Raw genomic sequence first — 17,858 nt, 5'->3', positions numbered from 1 at the left:
GTAGTCAAACGATCAACGATTTCTTTTGTTTTTTATGTCCCAACGCAGCACATAAAAAAATGCCAAGAAAATAACGAGGCTATTGAGTATAAATATAGCGGGAATTTTGCTAATCTCATCACGATAAATATAACCGGCCAAAAGCGCCCCCCCGCCAATACCAATTTCTAGCGCAATATACATCGTGGCCATGGCTTTTCCCCGGTGCTGGGGCAAGCTCAGATCTATCGTCCATGCGTTGACCGCCGGCGAAAGAATACCGCTCCCTATCCCGTAAACAACCGCTCCCAGGATCAAGCCCTCCACGGAGTCACCCAGTCCCAGGAGGAGCAACGAAATGGAAATGATCACGATGCCGACATACATCACGCGTATCCGTCCATAACGGTCCGATACCTTACCGGATACAAAGCGAATACCCAGTGACGCCAGCGTGTAAGCCGTAAAAAACAACCCTTTGTTACCAATCCCCAAATGATCGCTCCAATCCGGGATCAAGGTCAAGATCACCCCGTAGCCCGAATAAGAAAGCAAGGTCACGACACCTGCCGGAACAGCGCGCCACTCGATGATTTCTCTGCGGTTGATCCGGAGCATGCTCCAGGAAAACTTTTGCTTTTCGGGCAGCGTTTCGCTCATACGGATGACAATAAGAATGGAAAGCAGCGCAAAGGCCGAGGAGCAGTAAAACATGTTATGTATGCCATAATCCGCAGCGATGTAGCTCCCGATTGCCGGACCAATGGCACTTCCAACGGCGAAGGCAAGACCATGCATGCCTAGAGCTTCGCCCCAGCGGTTTTGCGGAACGATATCGGCAATATAGGCCGCGGTGGCCGTCGGTTTGAAACCCGTGGAAAATCCATGAACCAGCCGCAAAAAGAAAAAGCCCGCTACCGAGCTGAGGATGGGGTAAAGAAAGCCACAGACGAAACATACGATAGAGCCGATCGCCATCACCGGCACGCGGCCCCAACGATCGGTTAATTTTCCGCTAAACGGACGTGAAATGCCCGCCGTCAACGTAAAAAGCGCAATAATTAATCCTTTGTGTTCCGCACCACCCATCTGGCTGAGGTAGTTGGGCAATTCGGGGATAATCATGTTGAAACTCGCGCAGAAGAGCAGCGAACTCAAACATAATAAATTAAAAGGCAGTGTATAGATCGAGCGGTTATCGTCTTCCCGGTTAACCATGTTTCAACTTTTGTCTGGCGATTTCCGAACAGAAAACCGTGCTGGCCACGGCGACGTTCAGCGATTCCGCCCCGCCGAAGCCCGGGATTGTCACCGGGTAATCCACCTGTTCGGTGATGGCCGCGCGGATACCGTTCCCTTCATTGCCCATAATAATCAGTCCGGCATCGCCGAAGTCAGTCTCGTAGATCGAGGTGCCTTCAAGCAGCGCGCCGAAGGTGGGCAGCTTAGCCTGCCGTATAAATTCCCCCAGCTCGGTATAGTACACCTGCATGCGTGCCAGCGAACCCATCGTGGCTTGTACCACCTTCGGGTTAAATGCGTCTACCGTGCCGACCGAACAAATGATATGCTGTATACCAAACCACTCCGCCGTGCGGATAATGGTGCCGAGATTGCCCGGGTCTTGTATATCATCCAGTAGCAAGTGATGTTGTTTCCGCAATTGCGTCCAGTCAAATTTTTCCAATGCGGGTAGGTAAACCAGCGCCAATACACCCTGAGGGTGGGTCAGTGCAGAAATTTTTTGGAATTCTGGCACCGTCACCTCGATACATTTTAAATTTTGCGGTAAATTGCCCATTTTTGTCCGAGCTTCCGCCGTGGTATATAAGCTGTGAATTTGGTAATCCGAAGCGATAAACTCGCGTACTGACTTCACACCCTCGACAATAAAAAGACCATGCTGTTTGCGAAACTTTTTATGTTGCAATGACGTAATTAAACTAATTTGCGCTTTTGATAACATTGCTTGATGATTAAGAAGTACCGTTTTTTTGTTAGTGCAAGTATAACGCTTTTGTTGCTATTTTTTGCATCCTGTCGTTCGGCGCGGTTCTTGGAAGAGGGGCAGGCTTTGGTGACAGATGTGGACATCACCGGTGTTACGCCGCAGCTAAGAGAAAATGCCAACGCGTACGTCTCCAATGAAATTAAACCCAATTCGCGGCTTAACCTGACGATCTACAACCTGTTCAACACGCGCAATGGGCAATACAAAGTTACGAATCGGCGAAACGTGGGCGAACCGCCACATGTGTTGGACAGCAGCCTCGTCGAACTATCGGCCCAACAGATCGGTCGTTTTCTGCAAACGAAAGGCTATTTCAATGCCCGCGTGACCCCGCAGATCAGCGTTAAAAAAAAGAAAGCCCATATTGATTTCGATGTGGCTTTAGGGCAGCCCTTCCAGCTCGGCCATATCAGCTACCAAGCGGACGATCCCGCGATTGCGCAGCTCTATGCGCAAGAGGTGCGGACAAAATCCACCGCTACACCGGGCAAGCAATTTGATAGTTCCGATCTGCTACAAGAACGAGAGCAGCTTTATGAAGCCATGCGGACACGCGGGTATTACGATTACCTCCGGCAATATATGCGTATCGGTATCGATACCAACCGTGTGGCCAAGCAGGCCGATCTCCAGGTGGAGATACAGGATCCAAGCGACAGCACCCGCCATGCCATCTACCATATTGACAGTGTATTTGTGCGAATTATTTTACCCTACGGGCAGAGCCGCACCCGGAATCCGCGTTCGATTGTAGACTCCAACCTGCAGATCAGCTATCATGACGAAACCGGACGCTTTCGCTTAAAACCTTTGTCGCGCTACATGTATCTCCGGCCCGGCATGCCCTACAACCTTAAAAAGGAGAACCAATCCTACGACCGGTTGTACGAGATGAACGGTTTTCGGAACGTGAAGATCAATCACGAAAAAACCGGCCCGGGGCGTTTAAATACCTGGTACGAGCTTACCCCTCGTCCCGTGATGGCTAATCAAGTTGAGGGCGAGTTTACCTTTAGCTCCGGCATGAGCGGATTTAACGTCGGGAATACGTTTTCGCATCGTAACGTATTTGGCGGGGCAGAGCAACTCGAAGTCAAGCTGCGATATGGGGTGTTGTTTGATCCCCGTTTAGAAGGAAGCTTGGGTGATAAAATATTTAATAACGACTTTCAGGTAGGGGTCAATTTGATCATCCCACGCTTGATGACGCCTTTCGAGAATTCCAGCACCGGCACTTATGGACTGCCCCGAACGACTTTCTCCAGTACCCTGCAGTTCTTTCAGCAGGATCAAACCTATTCCAATCGGTATTTTACAAACGCGCTAAACTACCTGTGGCATACCAGCCCGCGTTCGCAGCATAGTTTAACACCCGTCTCCGTCGAATACCGTGTCGGAAAATTAGACGATGCTTTTCAGCAACAATTGGAAGATGAAGGGTATCTGCTATACGTGCGCAGCAATAACCGCGAATACTTTGGTCTAGGCGCGCAGTATAACTATACCTTCAATGCCGGGAAACTGCTCACCAAAGAGAATTTTAATTATTTTCGTGTGGGGTTGGAAAGCAGCGGAAACCTCTTGGGCGTATTAAGCGAAACATTAAAACTAAAGATGTCGCCCGAAGGGGAGCGCCTATTGTTTGGCGTGCCGTATCTTCAATTTGCGAAAACCGAAATTGATTACCGCTGGTACCGGCATTTGGGTGGGAATCGGCAGCTTGTATTCCGGTTCAACGGCGGAATAGCCGTACCCTATGGCAACAATTCCCAGCTGTTGATCTTTGAGAAAAGCTTCTTTGGCGGGGGTATGAATGGTATACGCGCCTGGCAGGCACGTACTTTAGGCCCGGGAAATTATAACCGAGCGGATTTACCGGAACGCTTACGGCTAAACCTCCGGAATCTGGATCAGCTGGGCGAACTGAAATTGGAAGCGAATGCCGAATACCGCTTTCGGATGCTCAATAATTTTTTGGGAGCAAAATTGAATGGGGCTACTTTTCTGGATGCCGGAAACATCTGGTTGCTGCGCGATAATGAGATGACGACGAACGGTACTTTCAAAGCAGACGCCTTTCTCTCGCAGATTGCACTAGGCACCGGATTCGGGCTGCGGTTAGATATGGACTTTTTTACGATCCGTTTAGACGCTGGTCTAAAACTCAAAGATCCGCAATTTGCCAAAGGCGATCAGTGGGTCATCAAAGAGTTTTTCAATAGTCGCGAATTCAAGCGCAATTACTACGAAACCCATCGTCCCGACCGATATAATTTTATCCAATATAATTTCAGTGTGGGCTTGCCGTTTTAGATCAAACCGCTAAAGGCATCGAATATGCTTTCCATGATCGTGGAAAAATGTAAGCCTTTTGCAAAGTTGAAATAGGCGTAAATAATGGCGATGATGATCAGGGTTACGAAAAACCGCCTAAACAGGTAAGCGATCAATAAGATCGCCAACGGAATCAGTAATAATAGTAAACCGTTGATCTTATAAGGTTTCAGTTCGCTCTCTTTTTTGTGGATGTAATACAATTTACTGACGGTATTTTCCTGATTTTTGTGCTTGAACAAGACAAAAATGGAGGATTCCACCGGTTGCTGTACCACCGCTACACCATCATGAAAACGTAAGTCTTGTTGAAAGCCGTTAAGGTTAAAAACAAAGGTTCCGTCGATCCGTTCCAAGGGCTGATCGGCACTATCTAAGGCGATAATAGCCAGTTTGCCGTTTTGGGTCAGGTTTTCCTTAACTATAAAATTATCAATGCGTATCGGTTGCGCCTGCGCAGATAGCAGTGAAAAAATACTGATAATAAGTATGCTAGTGATATACTTCACGTTAGAATAAAAGCTATGCTGCAATAATAAGAAACCAGCCTGATTTATCCAAACGGCGTAGGCGGTATTCTCCGTAGTCATTCTCTGCTTTTTGTGATGCGGGGCAACCCAACTCAACCGGGTAGGGGGTACGAAACAATAGCTTGTAGGCCTGCTGGAATTTTAGCGTAACTTTCATCCAACTAAAATCAAAGCCATTATATTGCATATCCTAATAAATTTATTTAGGTTTGTAAACAAAAAAAGATAAAGACGGATATGGAAAATACAGTATCGCAAAGACCTGCAAAAAAGACGGACAATAACGCAAATCGGACGGAATATTACGTACAGTTAACGGTTGCTATTGTTGTTGGTATGGTAGGCGTGTTCATCCGGTTTGTTCCTGATGTGATGCCTTCGTTGGATCAGATGACCTTTTTATTCTCGGCAATCGCCAACATCTTGATCATTGTGGCGTCCATTATCGCATTCAAAGTTGTATTTGATATTTTAGGATTTGGAAAAAACAAAAACTAAGTTTTCTTTTTCCATCAATGCATAAAAAAGCCCGGATAAATTTTATCCGGGCTTTTGTTTTTCGTGTTATGCAAAGAGTGACCAAGTACTCCAGGGGATACGCGAAAGAATAAAAATGAGGCCGATAATATAAAAAGTCAGCACCAATTTATTCGCCTTTTGGCTATCGGTTTGTCTTTTTGCTTTAGAATAACCAATGGTGATCAACACCACACCAAGTAACATCATGAGCGGGTGTTCTAAGAAATAGAGACGCGATAAGCTGTTCCCCATATTTTCGCCAGAAAAAGATTGTATACCCAGGGGAGATACGAAATAAATGATCAGTCCCACAAGGAATTGAAGGTGTGTCGCAATAAGACCCAATAAAGCAATTTTGCGGTTATACGGTTTTTTTCCTGAATAATTTGCCAAGGTGATCACGATGGCAACGACCAATGCCAGCAAAAGTACAATGGCTAGCGTCGAATGTAAATGTTTCATTCCTGTTAACATGTTTGTTTTTATTTAATTGTTCTCTCTAATTGCACTTACAACCCCAGACGTTTGTCGCCCAGGCTCTTAAATTCTGATTTCGTTTTGAAGTTCGGAAAGGTGTCTTCCAGACTCAGGGTGTAGCCGATGTCGAAAAATAAACGTATATCTTCGATAATGCCACCAAAATCCCAATTTTCGTCTACTTCATCTGTTACAGTATGATAGCGGCCATCCAGCGCAGCTTTGCGACGGGCCACATCTGCCGTATCGGTGGACAGCGCCTCCGTGCCGGCACCCATAAATAGCCCCGGAATGCCTGCTTTTACAAAGTTGAAATGATCCGAACGGTAGAACCCCCCGGAAGTAGGGTCACTTTCGCCCTTCACCACCCGGCCAAATTTGGCTGCCGAACGTTCTACATAGTCTTCAATTTCCGTTTGCCCGATACCGACTATAGACACATCCTTTGTAGCGCCGATTGGGCTAAAAGCGTCCATGTTGAGGTTCGCGACCGTTTTGTTTAAAGGGTATAGGGGGTGTTGCGCGTAATAGGCTGAACCGAGCAAACCTTCCTCTTCGGCCGTGAGGGCTACAAATAGGATGGAGCGCTCGGGCTGTACCTTCGCGGCCTGAAAAGCCTTCGCGATTTCGAATAAGGCCGCAACACCGGCTGCATTATCGATGGCGCCGTTGTAAATGCTGTCGCCATCCACCGGCTCCCCCACGCCTAAGTGATCCCAGTGGGCGGTGTAGATAATAGTCTCATCGGGGCGTGTCGTGCCTTCAAGCTTGGCGATCACGTTATTGGAAGTAGATTTCCGAAAGGTATTGCGGATGCCTACCGAGGTGGTTACCTGCAAAGGCTTAGCTTTGAAGCCTGGTTTCTTCGCCTCTTCCATGACCTCGGGCGATACGCCTGCCAGTTGGAAAAGTTTATGTGCGGTTTTGTTCGAAATCCAACCTTCAAAAGCCGTGAACGATGCGCCGTCATCTTCAGCAATTAAATCCAGCTGCGGTCCCGACCATCCGGAGCGTACCACGTTCCAGCCATAGCTCGCCGCTTCCGTTTCGTGAATCAACAGGACACCCGTGGCGCCTTGCCGCGCAGCCTCCTCGTATTTATATTTCCAACGACCATAGTAGGTCATGGTATCTGCCTTAAACAAATTTTTATCGTAGCGGCCTGGGTCGCTCACCATGGCTACCACGGTTTTTCCCTGCACGTCCAGACCGGCATAATCATCCCAGCCGAACTCCGGTGCCACGATGCCGAAGCCCACGAACACCAGCTCCGACTCCGCGACATCAATTTGGTCTTGTAGGCGTCGGCTTCCGATCACATAATCATCCAGATGCTGTGCCGATAGGGAACCCGTTGCGCTTTTAAAGGTTAATACCTTGTTTTTTGGCTCGGAGGCGATCTCTACCAGCGGGACCTCTTGAAAATAAGAATCCCCATTACCCGGTTGTAAGCCTAATGCTTTAAACTGCTGTTCGATGTATGCTACCGTGAGCGTATCGCCCTTGGTGAATGGTTTGCGGCCCAGAAACTCGTCCGACGAGAGCTTCACGACGTGCGCCTTATAGGTGTCTTCATCAATCGCGGCCAACGCAGCAGAATCCAATCCGTCCGTTTGGTGTTGGTTGGAGTTGCCTTGCTGACAAGATAGAAAAACGCCTGCGAGCGCCGGAATAAGAACTAAATTTTTTATCGTCATATTGTGTAGAAAGATTATGCGTGGTTAAAATTACGAGATTATTTTTTAATACCGGCCGCTTCCGCAATCAAAATCACCTCTGCGATTGGATGGATAAGATAAGTGCGCTGGGTGTGCAGCTCCACGCAGGTATACCGTTTTCGGCGCTTTTCTCCTTTTTGGAACTGGCGTCCGTTGGGTAAAGCAAAAATACTATTGGCCGGAATGGACTCTATCGTGTGGGTTTCGGCGGCATTTTTGTCGTGTTTTCGCAAGGTACGGTAGAGGTGCAAGTCGGTACAGCTAGAGGCTGCCGGATTGGCCATATACTGTTCAATCGCCTGCCGGACATCCGCCGGGAAAATAGCCAGTTTTAGAAAAGGATCCATCAGCTGTTTATAATGCCGTTTCCATTCGATGCCATGGGGCTTTACCTGGTGTTTGTGCTGTTGCCAGGTTTTTAGATGCGCAAATTCGTGTATCGTTGTGATTAAAAAGGCGTAAGGATTAAGATCGTGATTGACCGATATCTTATGCGGCTGGCCGCGAAAAGGAGCCCGATAGTCGCCGAGTTTGGTGGTGCGGCTGCGTGAAATCCGAAATTGACACCCCGTATCGTTGATCCATGTAGAGATGATCGGAGCCGCGGCCTCCGGCATATATCGACGCAGTTGTTTCGAAAAATCGGACATGTGTTGCAAACATATTGATTTTATATTTCTTCTTGTGCAACTTTTTGATGTTCTTTTTCTTTGCGAAAAAACACCAAAGCCGACCGAATGGATCTCATGGCGCCAAAACAGACACTTGTCCATAACGCTCGCCGCTGAAAAAATTGAGGCGGTCTTCACATTAAAAACGAAGTGAAGGAGTGTTAGAATTGCACGATCCCATCCTTACCCTTCCTGGTCGCCTCCGGATGTTTTACAACTGTACACATTCGTCCTTTGTACTATCCCTCCTGTAAAACATCCGAAGCGACGCTTTTTTGCGCAACTTTTTTCTAAAAAAAGTTGCTTATAGAAACAAATAACAAATTATTATCTTTGATAGCACGAACGAGAAGCCATGCTAAATAGACTTTTTATTAAGAATTATGCCCTGATGGAGCATCTGGATATTCAATTCGATGCCGGGTTAAACATGATTACGGGCGAAACAGGAGCAGGTAAATCCATTATGATGGGCGCACTGGGGCTTATTCTGGGCAATCGTGCAGAAGGAAAACATTTCTTTCGGGATGATCAAAAGTGTGTGATCGAAGGCTTTTTTAGCATAGCTGCTTATGGCCTACAGCCATTTTTTGATGCCTACGAGTTGGAGTACGATGCCGAAACCATTATCCGGCGGGAGATAGCCGTCGATGGGAAATCACGTGCTTTTGTGAACGATTCGCCCGTCACGCTGAACACCCTAAAGCTGTTGGGTGAACAATTGATCGATATCCATTCGCAGCACGCTACTTTGCAGCTGAATACCGAGCGTTTTCAGCTCATGATACTGGATAGCATTGCGAAAAACCAACCTATCCGGCAGGCATATCAAGAGGCCTTGCAGCATTACAAACAACAAGTAGCGTCGTTGAACCACATAAAAGAGGAGATTGCCAATGCCCGTGCGACGCAGGATTTTAACCAGTTTCAGTTTGATGAACTGGCGCAGGCCCAGTTGCAGGATAACGAGCAGGAAGCGCTGGAAGCTGAGCTTGCTCAGCTGGAAAACGCCGAAGAAATAAAGAAAGGGCTGCTCGCGGCGGGCTATTTACTGCGCGAAAATGAGCCGTCGGCCACTGGTGCGTTAAAAGAAGCCTTGCAACAGTTGCAGGCCGTACAGCGTTACCTGCCCGCGGTAGAAGAAATAGCGATGCGTTTACAAAGTGCCTGGATTGAAGTAAAAGATATTGCGGACGAAGTAGAAGCCCACGAACAAGCGGTTTTTATGGATGAAGGCCGGTTAATGCAGGTCAACGAGCGTTTGAGCCTGCTGTATAATTTGCAGCAGAAGCACCGTGCCGATTCGGTGAGCGACCTTATTCAGTTACGGGATGAACTGGAGCAAAAGCTGTCGATGTTGGCCAATCAGGACGAGGAACTCGGAGCGCTAACCCAAGCGGTAGCCCGAAGTTTGGACTTGCTGGCCGATAACGCCAAACAGCTCCATGATACCCGGCAGCAAGCTATCGGGCAGGTGGAAGCTTATGTGCAAGAGGTGCTTGCCGATGTGGGGATGCCCAACGCCCAGTTGAAAATAGAATTGTCTTTGTTGGAGGTGGATCAGTATAAAACTACGGGGGCGGATGCTGTGCAATTTTTGTTCTCGGCGAATAAAGGACAGCCGCTGCAACCCATACACCGGGTAGCTTCGGGAGGAGAGTTATCGCGTGTGATGCTAGCGGTTAAATCGCTCGTGGCCCAGACTTCAGCGTTGCCGACCATTATTTTTGATGAGATCGATACGGGTATCTCGGGCGAGGTGGCGCTGAAAGTAGGCGAGATCATGGAACGCCTAGCCAGCAACATGCAGGTGCTTGCTATTACGCATTTGCCCCAGATTGCGTCCAAAGGGCAGACCCACTTCAAAGTGTTTAAGCAAGACGAAGGGGATAAAACCAAGACCGACATTCGTCCGTTGGAGAAAGAAGCGCGGGTGCTGGAAGTTGCCCAGATGCTCAGCGGTGCTCATCCGGGCGCATCCGCTTTGCAACATGCAAAAGAGCTGCTTGCAAGGTAAACGCCACTAGACGATAGATTTCTTATCGTCTAGTGGAATTTTTCTGATGTCTATGATAGCCGGGCAGATGCGAATAGGTAGGAGAACAAAATGTCTGTATACCAGCTTGCTTAAGTGGAATAGGTATACGTTGGAAAGGCAGGGGAGGACGCACAAACCCAAGACGTTCTGCCTGTGACGGTATACGCAGATCGCCAATCCGTATAACCTTCGTCCCTTTCGGTATTCTTTTTCCACCATCGGATAGCGGTGGCGCGCTATCCCGTATTCGATATGACGCGTCACGTCGACGGAACGTCTCTTATTATATACGGTATTCCTCATCGCGTATATCTTACGACGCATTCGGTATAGCTTCCCCGACATGACGCATAACTTATATGCAATACCGTAGCGTTGATCGGTCATCTCGCCTAACTTTTGCAAGATCGGGTATAACTTTCCTGTCATTACGTATAAGAAATGCCTGATTACGTATACGTTTTTTCTCATCACGTATACGTAACGGTAAGTGTTCGCTCACCTTGAAAACTGCTTTGTCGTTATTTAAACGCATTTTTTCTACGTTTTTTGCGTCAAGGTGACTAAAAATGCAAGAAGAAAATGCCTTTGTGCGAAAAAGTTTGCACGTATAGACCCCATGTTTCCTTATTTTTTTCCTATAGAGCCCATTTTTGTAGCAGAAAATCTACTGTTCTTGAGATATAATAATCAGTTTATCATCCATCATAAACCGCAAAAAAGAAGGAGAACATTTGTTGTTCTCCTTTTTGTTGTGTTTTCGTTAAAAAATAGTTGCTTCCGCAGCATTAAACACGTTGTCCAGTATGTTTTCCTTCCGCGTATTCTTCTACAATTTTCCGATTAAAAGCAGGCAGGTCGTCTGGTGTGCGGCTTGTCACGAGCCCCTGATCGGTGACTACTTCGGTATCTTCCCAAAGAGCTTTTGCATTGATCAGATCCTTTTTTATTGCAGCCACGGAGGTGAGTTTCCGACCTTCTACGACTTCCGCATCAATCAATACCTGCGGTCCGTGACAAATGGCCGCCACCGGTTTACCCGCTGCGAAGAATTCGCGTACGAAAGAAAGTGCTCTTTCATTGGTGCGCAGTTTGTCCGGATTAATCACCCCGCCTGGAATCAAGAGACCGTCGTAGTCGTCCACCCGTGCTTGGCTTAATGGTGTATCTACCGGATAATCTTCCGCCCAATCGTCGCCTTTTTTTGAACGCACGGCTTTTTCTTGCGGCGAAACGATGTCGACCTGTGCACCTTCATTTTTTAAGGCATCTTTTGGACTGGTCAATTCCACTTGTTCGAAACCATCTTCTGTAAGTATGGCGATTCTTTTTCCATTTAGTTTTCCCATAGTATATGTTTTTTTATTTTTTTCGCCTCTTATGCTTTCGATCATAGAACAATTGAGATCGGATCTGGTTCTAAAAAATCCGAAATACATGTAGCCGGCCTCCTTCCGAAAATTACTGGTGTAGCGTAATTTTACCTGTTTATCTCCTTTTCCAAACAACTCCGGTTCGTCGGACATTCCATCTTTAGCGGCGGTTTTCGTACTTTACGACGCGCATACCCCTGCAGGTGTGCAACTGATGAGTTTCCGTTTAACGCCGTATAGAAGTTATATACAGGTATGGGAACTCGAGGATCAGGTGACTTTGCTAGATGGGTTGGTTTACGATATGAGCGATCCGTTTCATTACTTCCGGCGGGTAGAACAGGGCGGGAAATCCTATATGATGATTGGCGGGCAGGATCATAAAACGGCGCATCAGGCGAATGAGCAGGAAAGTTTTCGCCGCCTGGAAGCCCAGGTGAGAAACCTCTATGCCGTTCATCAAAAGGTATACGAGTGGTCATCGCAATACTATGAAAGTCAAGATAGCCTGCCTTTTATCGGTTAGGCTCGAAAAGTAGCATCGGCGCCTAGCGTTTACGTTTCCACCAGACTTTCTTAGGTTTTTTCTCGGTGCCGATCAAATAACCGTAGGGCTCTAGGCGTGGGATGCGGTCGCAGATAATTTTGATCATCCCGGTAACGGGAATCGCAAGTACCATTCCCGGGATACCCCATACGGCTTCGGCTGCTACGAGGCTAAATATAGTGAACAGGGGATTAATATTGACTTCGTTCCCGACGATCAAGGGCTCTAGCAAGTACGTCTGGACCAATTGTACACAACCGTATATCAATGCCACGCCGATAATCATGTCGGTTCCGCCGCCTTGAGCCGTCACGCCTAATATCGTAATGGCTGTTCCCGTCAGGTTCCCGATAAAGGGTACCAGTTCTAGCAAGCCGCAGATGACCGCAAAAAATAAAGCGTTTTCTACACCGATCGTCGTAAATCCTATGCCATAGAGTATCCAGAGTACCACAATCATTTTTGCGAGTCCGGTGACATAGCCTGCAGCCACCTTCGTGGCGGAAGCGGCCATTTCTAGTGTTTTCCCCTGCTCGTCGGAAGGCGTAATGGTGAGCAAAAAGTTTTTTAACCGCGAGCGGTAGAAGAGTAAAAGATAGGTGTATACCAATACCAGAATGAAGTCTACGGCTAATCCCAGCGTGCCCGATGCAACTTGTTTGACGGTTGAATCGCTTCCCGGTTCGCCTTTCATCTGCTCCTCGGCAATGGCCTGCTGTTCCGCTTGGTTAATGTTTAGCCGATCTTGTATCCAATGCTGTATAGTTGTTAGCATCTGCGATAGATTTTGTTTCAGCGCGCTGGTTTGCTCGGCAAAGTTTTGCAGTTGCCAGCTCAAAAGAAAGCCGATGCCTACGATGCAGAACATCAGGAAGAGAATCGCGAGTAAGGCACTTGCCCAGCGCGGCAGGCCTTTTTTTTCTATCCAGCTAGAGGGCGCGACAAACAACATGGCTAAAATGCAAGCAATGGCCAAGGGAGCCAGTATGCCTTTGCCATAGTATAAAATAATAACCATGAGCACGATGGTCAAGGTAATCTGTACGACCTTAGAAACGGATTTATTCATGTTGTTTTACAATAAATTTCGGTTTAACCTGCTAATACAACAATTAATGGGGCAAATAGTTGTGCTATCGCGTATCATTAATGGTTGTCTGCGTTGGCAAGCCCTTCTACCAGTGCTTTCCATTGGGGAAACGAGGCGCCCATTTTAGCGCCCACACCCACGAGAAAATTACGCAAATTATCGAGGGTAGACGCGTTTTTGGTGTTGATGATTTCGTTTCGGCCTGCATAATGCACAGAAATTACCCTGCCTTTTTGTTCGATTAAAAAAGAAGAGGTCGCCAGTTGGGTGAAAAAGTGTGCGGTATCGGTGTTAGCCTGGGTAGGATCGGGACAGGGTCTAAGGGTTAAAAGTATTCGTGTAGCTTCCTTATCCACAGCTTCGGTAATATCTTCTACGGATACCCAATCGTATCCGCCTGCAGAAGGGAGGCCGGGTCCGGGTATATCAATCCGTATCGTGTCGCCTTTTTGAACTGTGCGGTCGAGCGGACTGCCTGAAGCATCTACGATGGTAAATGTAGCCGATGGGGCGTTCGTGATTTCGTTCCAACGATTCACCGTTAATAATTTACTTCTAACACGCTCAAAAAAACGTTTAGCCTCCTCCTGGGAGGAGAGGGTTAAGGATTTGGAGCAGTCCAAGGATTTGCCGGTTACTTGCTCTGGGATGTGGTTTTTCATATGTGCTATCTTTTAGGTAAAGGAATAAAGTCTATTTTATCTTTCTATACGATTGAATGTAGATCAGCTCCAGGAATTAGGTGCGTTCTCTAAATAGAAAATAGCAGACTAATAGGGTAGCGTTTACAAAAACAGAAAACGCATTGGATAATATAATGGGCCACTCTTTTAACATAAGGCCGTAAACAACCCACAGCGCTACACCGGTTAATAGAATACTGATCATGTAAGGCGAGATGTTTGCTACATCTTTTTCCTTTAGGATCTTTATCAATTGTGGGAGCATGGAGACGGAAGTTAATATACCCGCCGCAATGCCGATGACTGTTTCCATGTGCTGTTTATTAAAATACGCCGAGCATCCTGAAATTGTTTTGTCGGGAGAAGTTTATTCATAAAAAAATCCTGAGACGGGGAATCTCAGGATTTTTAAACTAACTAACCAATTATAAACCTAAATTATGAAGTACTAGTATAACACCAATTTATATGCCTTTAGTATAACCAAGATGTATATTTAACACCTCTTAACATTTCTTGATTGGATTTCGCGTCGAATTGACATTTTTTTGATATAAATCCGTTTCTAGACCAGAAAATCTAGGACATGCTGCTGTAAAGTGATCGTCAGGCTGTCCGTAGGTAAGGTGAGATATTGATCATCGAGGTGTATATTTTTATTTGCGGATTGTATGGTGAAGCTTTTGCCTCGTAAGGTTTGAAAATCAAAGGTAGTTTTTTCCTGCCGAATGATTTTGTGTAGGTGTGTGATGAATGCGTCTCGTTCGGACTCGTGGATCGTGACCAGATCGAGGTAACCATCGTCTATTTGAGCACCGGGTGCTAATTGGAGATTCGGACCGATGAAGGGGATATTCAGGATTTCTAACAGTAGGTACCGGCCTTGGTGTGTTTTACCGTCTACCTCCATATGATATTCCTCGGCGGTTGCGGTTTGCATAAGCTGGGCGAGTTTTTCTAAGGCCAATTGCAACTGTTCTTCGGCTCCGAGGTGATCCACCGCTACGTTTTCCATGGTTTGGATGAGCGCCGGAAATACGCCGTAGCCCGTACCTTCTAAAAAAATATCGGTATGGCCAAGGTAGGAAAGGGCACCTAGGTCAAACCGCTGTCGTTTTTCTCGTTTCCAGTGTAGTACCTGTTCCTCTAGGCTGCTGTCTTTGTCAATGGACAAGGTTTTCGATAGATTATTGGCCGTACCCCTTGGTAGTAAGGCCATCGTCGTTTGCTTATTAGCCATTCCCTGATCGAAAAGTACGTTGACAACTTTTCGTACGGTGCCGTCGCCGCCGGCTACGACTAAAAGATCGGCTTCACCTAGCTTTTCTTTCCACTGCTCATCTTTTTTTATGGAATAGTAGGTGCAGTCATAGCCTTCGTTTTCGATGGCTGTAATCAGATCCGTCGAATAATGATCGGCGTCTCCGGCGTTAGGATTATGCAGTAAAAGGGTTCGTTTCATGTGTGCTGTTTAAAGGGAGAACATTTTGATCGGGTCAATTGTTGTTTATTTAAAGAAAAAATAAAGTGTTATGAGGATTTTAGTTACGAATGATGATGGCATATACAGTCCGGGAATCGCTGCCCTGGCAAAAGTAGCCAAGAATTTTGGGGAGGTGCGTGTGGTGGCGCCCGATGTGGAACAGTCTTCTATGGGGCACGCGGTAACGCATTCAAGGCCCTTAAGTTATAAGCGGTCGCCTATTGAATTCCCGGATATACAGGCCCACCGTGTTAACGGAACACCAGCGGATTGTGTAGCGATGGGGATGCACCTGTGGAAAAATGTGGATGTGGTATTGTCGGGTATCAATATGGGACCAAATTTAGGGAATTCGATGTGGCATTCGGGTACGTTGGCCGCTGCGAAGCAGGCCGTATTGTTTGGTGTGAAGGGAATCGCTTTGAGTACCCCAGTGGGGAAGGAGGAACCTGATTTTGATCATCTGGAGGGATATGTCAGCCGAACGCTGGAGGGATTATTAGAAAATGATGAACTGGCGCTTTATAACGTCAACTTGCCGCCAGGGCCTACCGATATTGTATGGACGAGACAATCTGTGCGTTTATATGATGGTACGATCGTGCCCGGCACGGATCCTTTGGGCCGGAAACATTATTGGTTTACCGTGTCGCCACTGGAGCCGGCCGAGGAGGGGACAGACCGCTGGGCGGTAGAGAATAACATGGTTTCGGTCACGCCCCTGCGGTTGGATTTAACGGATGAAGCGATGCTGCGCGAGAAATTACCTTTTTAGCAGGGTATAATGCGAAAAAGTAATGGTGTTTCCCACAATTATCTATATTATTGTACCCATTCGTTCGATTTAAGAAATGTACATGGAAAATAATACTAGAAATACTCTGCTGAGCCAAATCTTACCTCCCGTGGTATTTGGTACGAGCGGACTCGGAAACTTATATGTGGAGCTCCCATTTGAAGAAAAACGGGCTATTGTGGCAGCATGTATAGCACATGCGCCGGGCAAGCCGGTTTTTGATACGGCGGGCAAATATGGAGCGGGACTCTCCCTTGAGGCGATCGGGAAAAGTCTACAGGAATTGGGCGTTCCGCCATCAGAAGTGTTGATCAGTAATAAATTGGGCTGGTATCAGGTGCCGTTGACGACGGATGAACCGACTTTCGAGCCGGGTGTTTGGAAAGGCTTGAAAAACGATGCAGAACAACGCATAAGCTATGACGGTATCCTTGCTTGCTTTCATCAGGGAAATGCGCTCCTAGGCGATTATACCGCGCAATTGGTCTCTGTGCACGATCCTGATGAATATTTGGCCGCGGCTACTAACCCAGAGGAGGAGGAACAGCGCTATCAAGACGTGCTGGACGCTTATCGTGCTCTCGCAGAGCTCAAGGCGGAAGGGAAAGTGTTGGGTATAGGGGTCGGTTCGAAAGATTGGAAGGTTATCCGCCGCATTACAAACGATGTTGCGCTCGACTGGGTGATGATCGCTAATAGTTTGACGGTACACCAGCATCCTGAGGAGTTGTTGCGTTTCATCGCCAACCTAGCGGAAAATGGGATTGCGGTAATTAACTCGGCTGTATTTAATGGCGGGTTTCTGGTGGGGAGCGACTATTATAATTATCAACTTGTCGATAAAAACGCTGAAGAAGGGAAGCAGTTGTATGCTTGGCGTGATAAATTCTGGGCGCTATGTGCGCAATTCGGCATCTTACCGGCGGAGGCTTGTTTCAATTTTAGCTTTAACGTTGCGGGGATCCGAAGCGTCGCTTTAAATACCACGAAATCAGAAAAGGTACCGGTTAACGCGGCGATAGCGACTAAAGCGGTTCCGGCGGACTTTTGGAAAGCAATGCGGGAAGAAGGGTTGATTGGGTAACAAATACTTGCGCATTAAAATACAAAAAGGAGAATACACGATCGTATTCTCCTTTTTGTATGTGATAGACTGAAAAGCGTTATTATTTTGCTTCTGCAGCTAGTTGATCTAAAATCGCATTGTTTTTTGTGATTTGGCTATCTTTTGGCATTCTGCTTTTTGATCCCAATTCCACATTGCGTCCTAAACTCAAAAACTGTACTTCCATACGTGAAGTAGTTTTATTTCTTCTATCTTTTCTTTTTAAACGTGTAACTCCCATGGTTCAATTTTTTTATTTTTAAAGCGAGGTCGGAAGCGGATTCGAACCGCTGTAGGAGGTTTTGCAGACCTCAGCCTAGCCACTCGGCCATCCGACCCTTTCCCGTTCAAGGGAATGCAAAAATAAAACTTACTTTTGATATATCCAATAAAATAAAAAGTAAAAATGGAAAAACCGAGGATAATAACAATAGTTTATTGACATTGAGCTAAATAGACGTTCGCGGGGGGATGATGTTATTTTTGGTCTGAATATTGTTATGG

The 17,858-nt window shown here is 46.8% G+C and carries 20 protein-coding genes and 1 tRNA gene; 6 read left to right on the top strand and 15 right to left on the bottom strand.

Features of this window, described 5'->3' with window-relative positions:
* Positions 1-12: 12 nt before the first annotated feature.
* Entirely contained in the window at positions 13-1,197 is a 1,185-nt protein-coding gene (locus tag LKO28_RS04120) for an MFS transporter (RefSeq protein ID WP_227693425.1), read from the bottom strand.
* Positions 1,190-1,945, bottom strand: a complete 756-nt coding sequence (locus LKO28_RS04115) for a TrmH family RNA methyltransferase (RefSeq protein ID WP_227693424.1) — start codon at positions 1,943-1,945, stop codon at positions 1,190-1,192. Before LKO28_RS04115 ends, LKO28_RS04120 begins: the two co-directional genes overlap by 8 nt.
* Positions 1,946-1,951: 6 nt before the next feature.
* Here LKO28_RS04115 and LKO28_RS04110 point away from each other — a divergent pair, with 6 nt between their 5' ends.
* Entirely contained in the window at positions 1,952-4,303 is a 2,352-nt protein-coding gene (locus LKO28_RS04110) for a BamA/TamA family outer membrane protein (RefSeq protein WP_227693423.1), read from the top strand.
* Here LKO28_RS04110 and LKO28_RS04105 read toward each other — a convergent pair.
* Positions 4,300-4,914 carry a hypothetical protein gene (locus LKO28_RS04105; protein ID WP_227693422.1) on the bottom strand — a complete coding sequence of 205 codons (615 nt, stop codon included), beginning with the start codon at positions 4,912-4,914 and terminating at the stop codon, positions 4,300-4,302. The genes LKO28_RS04110 and LKO28_RS04105 overlap by 4 nt on opposite strands.
* On the bottom strand, positions 4,847-5,041 hold the full coding sequence (locus LKO28_RS04100) for a hypothetical protein (protein WP_227693421.1): 195 nt from the start codon (positions 5,039-5,041) through the stop codon (positions 4,847-4,849). The genes LKO28_RS04105 and LKO28_RS04100 overlap by 68 nt, the downstream gene beginning before the upstream one ends.
* Before the next feature lie 50 nt (positions 5,042-5,091).
* Between LKO28_RS04100 and LKO28_RS04095 the strand changes: the two genes are divergently transcribed.
* On the top strand, positions 5,092-5,352 hold the full coding sequence (locus tag LKO28_RS04095; RefSeq protein WP_227693420.1) for a hypothetical protein: 261 nt from the start codon (positions 5,092-5,094) through the stop codon (positions 5,350-5,352).
* Positions 5,353-5,418: 66 nt separating this feature from the next.
* Here LKO28_RS04095 and LKO28_RS04090 read toward each other — a convergent pair whose 3' ends face one another.
* From LKO28_RS04090 to LKO28_RS04080, 3 genes are read right to left on the bottom strand one after another with little or no spacing between them, the layout of a single operon-like run.
* Positions 5,419-5,835 carry a hypothetical protein gene (locus tag LKO28_RS04090; protein ID WP_227693419.1) on the bottom strand — a complete coding sequence of 139 codons (417 nt, stop codon included), beginning with the start codon at positions 5,833-5,835 and terminating at the stop codon, positions 5,419-5,421.
* A 47-nt stretch (positions 5,836-5,882) separates the two neighbouring features.
* Complete coding sequence (locus tag LKO28_RS04085) at positions 5,883-7,547, bottom strand: M28 family metallopeptidase (RefSeq protein ID WP_227693418.1); 1,665 nt, start codon at positions 7,545-7,547, stop codon at positions 5,883-5,885.
* A gap of 38 nt (positions 7,548-7,585) precedes the next feature.
* Positions 7,586-8,218, bottom strand: a complete 633-nt coding sequence (locus tag LKO28_RS04080) for a SprT-like domain-containing protein (RefSeq protein ID WP_227693541.1) — start codon at positions 8,216-8,218, stop codon at positions 7,586-7,588.
* 376 nt (positions 8,219-8,594) lie between these two features.
* Between LKO28_RS04080 and recN the strand changes: the two genes are divergently transcribed.
* Positions 8,595-10,256, top strand: coding sequence for a DNA repair protein RecN (recN, locus tag LKO28_RS04075; RefSeq protein ID WP_227693417.1), 1,662 nt, complete (start codon positions 8,595-8,597; stop codon positions 10,254-10,256).
* Between the two features lie 6 nt (positions 10,257-10,262).
* Here recN and LKO28_RS04070 read toward each other — a convergent pair whose 3' ends face one another.
* Positions 10,263-10,706: a hypothetical protein gene (locus LKO28_RS04070; protein WP_227693416.1), complete on the bottom strand. Its 444-nt coding sequence runs from the start codon at positions 10,704-10,706 to the stop codon at positions 10,263-10,265.
* A 359-nt stretch (positions 10,707-11,065) separates the two neighbouring features.
* Positions 11,066-11,626, bottom strand: a complete 561-nt coding sequence (locus LKO28_RS04065; protein ID WP_227693415.1) for a type 1 glutamine amidotransferase domain-containing protein — start codon at positions 11,624-11,626, stop codon at positions 11,066-11,068.
* A 238-nt stretch (positions 11,627-11,864) separates the two neighbouring features.
* On the opposite strand from LKO28_RS04065, the gene LKO28_RS04060 reads away from it, so the two are divergent.
* A complete protein-coding gene (locus tag LKO28_RS04060; RefSeq protein ID WP_227693414.1) occupies positions 11,865-12,176 on the top strand; it encodes a hypothetical protein in 312 nt (103 codons plus the stop codon).
* Positions 12,177-12,198: 22 nt separating this feature from the next.
* Here LKO28_RS04060 and LKO28_RS04055 read toward each other — a convergent pair whose 3' ends face one another.
* From LKO28_RS04055 to LKO28_RS04040, 4 genes are all read right to left on the bottom strand, one after another.
* Positions 12,199-13,266, bottom strand: a complete 1,068-nt coding sequence (locus tag LKO28_RS04055) for an AI-2E family transporter (protein ID WP_227693413.1) — start codon at positions 13,264-13,266, stop codon at positions 12,199-12,201.
* A 77-nt stretch (positions 13,267-13,343) separates the two neighbouring features.
* On the bottom strand, positions 13,344-13,949 hold the full coding sequence (locus tag LKO28_RS04050; protein WP_227693412.1) for a hypothetical protein: 606 nt from the start codon (positions 13,947-13,949) through the stop codon (positions 13,344-13,346).
* A 76-nt stretch (positions 13,950-14,025) separates the two neighbouring features.
* Positions 14,026-14,283 carry a SemiSWEET transporter gene (locus LKO28_RS04045; protein ID WP_227693411.1) on the bottom strand — a complete coding sequence of 86 codons (258 nt, stop codon included), beginning with the start codon at positions 14,281-14,283 and terminating at the stop codon, positions 14,026-14,028.
* 252 nt (positions 14,284-14,535) lie between these two features.
* Entirely contained in the window at positions 14,536-15,432 is an 897-nt protein-coding gene (locus LKO28_RS04040) for a diacylglycerol/lipid kinase family protein (RefSeq protein ID WP_227693410.1), read from the bottom strand.
* Positions 15,433-15,502: 70 nt separating this feature from the next.
* On the opposite strand from LKO28_RS04040, the gene surE reads away from it, so the two are divergent.
* Together surE and LKO28_RS04030 are read left to right on the top strand one after the other, a co-directional pair.
* Complete coding sequence (gene surE / locus LKO28_RS04035) at positions 15,503-16,228, top strand: 5'/3'-nucleotidase SurE (RefSeq protein ID WP_227693409.1); 726 nt, start codon at positions 15,503-15,505, stop codon at positions 16,226-16,228.
* 82 nt (positions 16,229-16,310) lie between these two features.
* Positions 16,311-17,333, top strand: coding sequence for an aldo/keto reductase (locus LKO28_RS04030; RefSeq protein ID WP_227693408.1), 1,023 nt, complete (start codon positions 16,311-16,313; stop codon positions 17,331-17,333).
* Positions 17,334-17,415: 82 nt separating this feature from the next.
* Here the strand turns inward: LKO28_RS04030 and LKO28_RS04025 are convergent, their stop codons facing one another.
* Positions 17,416-17,595 carry a spore protein gene (locus LKO28_RS04025; RefSeq protein ID WP_227693407.1) on the bottom strand — a complete coding sequence of 60 codons (180 nt, stop codon included), beginning with the start codon at positions 17,593-17,595 and terminating at the stop codon, positions 17,416-17,418.
* Between the two features lie 26 nt (positions 17,596-17,621).
* Positions 17,622-17,692, bottom strand: a tRNA-Cys gene (locus LKO28_RS04020).
* Between the last annotated feature and the right edge of the window lie 166 nt (positions 17,693-17,858).

Source organism: Sphingobacterium sp. FBM7-1 (assembly GCF_020687765.1).
In the GTDB taxonomy this organism is placed as follows: domain Bacteria; phylum Bacteroidota; class Bacteroidia; order Sphingobacteriales; family Sphingobacteriaceae; genus Sphingobacterium.
This window is presented reverse-complemented; position numbering and strand designations above follow the sequence as displayed.

Excerpts from the sequence above, each read along its gene's own strand:
- LKO28_RS04050 (WP_227693412.1), bottom strand. The coding sequence starts at position 13,949 with ATGAAAAACCACATCCCAGAGCAAGTAACCGGCAAATCCTTGGACTGC.
- LKO28_RS04030 (WP_227693408.1), top strand. The coding sequence starts at position 16,311 with ATGGAAAATAATACTAGAAATACTCTGCTGAGCCAAATCTTACCTCCC.
- LKO28_RS04080 (WP_227693541.1), bottom strand. The coding sequence starts at position 8,218 with ATGTCCGATTTTTCGAAACAACTGCGTCGATATATGCCGGAGGCCGCG.
- surE (WP_227693409.1), top strand. The coding sequence starts at position 15,503 with ATGAGGATTTTAGTTACGAATGATGATGGCATATACAGTCCGGGAATC.
- LKO28_RS04120 (WP_227693425.1), bottom strand. The coding sequence starts at position 1,197 with ATGGTTAACCGGGAAGACGATAACCGCTCGATCTATACACTGCCTTTT.
- recN (WP_227693417.1), top strand. The coding sequence starts at position 8,595 with ATGCTAAATAGACTTTTTATTAAGAATTATGCCCTGATGGAGCATCTG.
- LKO28_RS04115 (WP_227693424.1), bottom strand. The coding sequence starts at position 1,945 with ATGTTATCAAAAGCGCAAATTAGTTTAATTACGTCATTGCAACATAAA.
- LKO28_RS04085 (WP_227693418.1), bottom strand. The coding sequence starts at position 7,547 with ATGACGATAAAAAATTTAGTTCTTATTCCGGCGCTCGCAGGCGTTTTT.
- LKO28_RS04070 (WP_227693416.1), bottom strand. The coding sequence starts at position 10,706 with ATGACAGGAAAGTTATACCCGATCTTGCAAAAGTTAGGCGAGATGACC.
- LKO28_RS04055 (WP_227693413.1), bottom strand. The coding sequence starts at position 13,266 with ATGAATAAATCCGTTTCTAAGGTCGTACAGATTACCTTGACCATCGTG.
- LKO28_RS04045 (WP_227693411.1), bottom strand. The coding sequence starts at position 14,283 with ATGGAAACAGTCATCGGCATTGCGGCGGGTATATTAACTTCCGTCTCC.
- LKO28_RS04065 (WP_227693415.1), bottom strand. The coding sequence starts at position 11,626 with ATGGGAAAACTAAATGGAAAAAGAATCGCCATACTTACAGAAGATGGT.
- LKO28_RS04025 (WP_227693407.1), bottom strand. The coding sequence starts at position 17,595 with ATGGGAGTTACACGTTTAAAAAGAAAAGATAGAAGAAATAAAACTACT.
- LKO28_RS04040 (WP_227693410.1), bottom strand. The coding sequence starts at position 15,432 with ATGAAACGAACCCTTTTACTGCATAATCCTAACGCCGGAGACGCCGAT.
- LKO28_RS04090 (WP_227693419.1), bottom strand. The coding sequence starts at position 5,835 with ATGAAACATTTACATTCGACGCTAGCCATTGTACTTTTGCTGGCATTG.
- LKO28_RS04110 (WP_227693423.1), top strand. The coding sequence starts at position 1,952 with ATGATTAAGAAGTACCGTTTTTTTGTTAGTGCAAGTATAACGCTTTTG.
- LKO28_RS04100 (WP_227693421.1), bottom strand. The coding sequence starts at position 5,041 with ATGCAATATAATGGCTTTGATTTTAGTTGGATGAAAGTTACGCTAAAA.
- LKO28_RS04095 (WP_227693420.1), top strand. The coding sequence starts at position 5,092 with ATGGAAAATACAGTATCGCAAAGACCTGCAAAAAAGACGGACAATAAC.
- LKO28_RS04105 (WP_227693422.1), bottom strand. The coding sequence starts at position 4,914 with ATGACTACGGAGAATACCGCCTACGCCGTTTGGATAAATCAGGCTGGT.
- LKO28_RS04060 (WP_227693414.1), top strand. The coding sequence starts at position 11,865 with ATGAGTTTCCGTTTAACGCCGTATAGAAGTTATATACAGGTATGGGAA.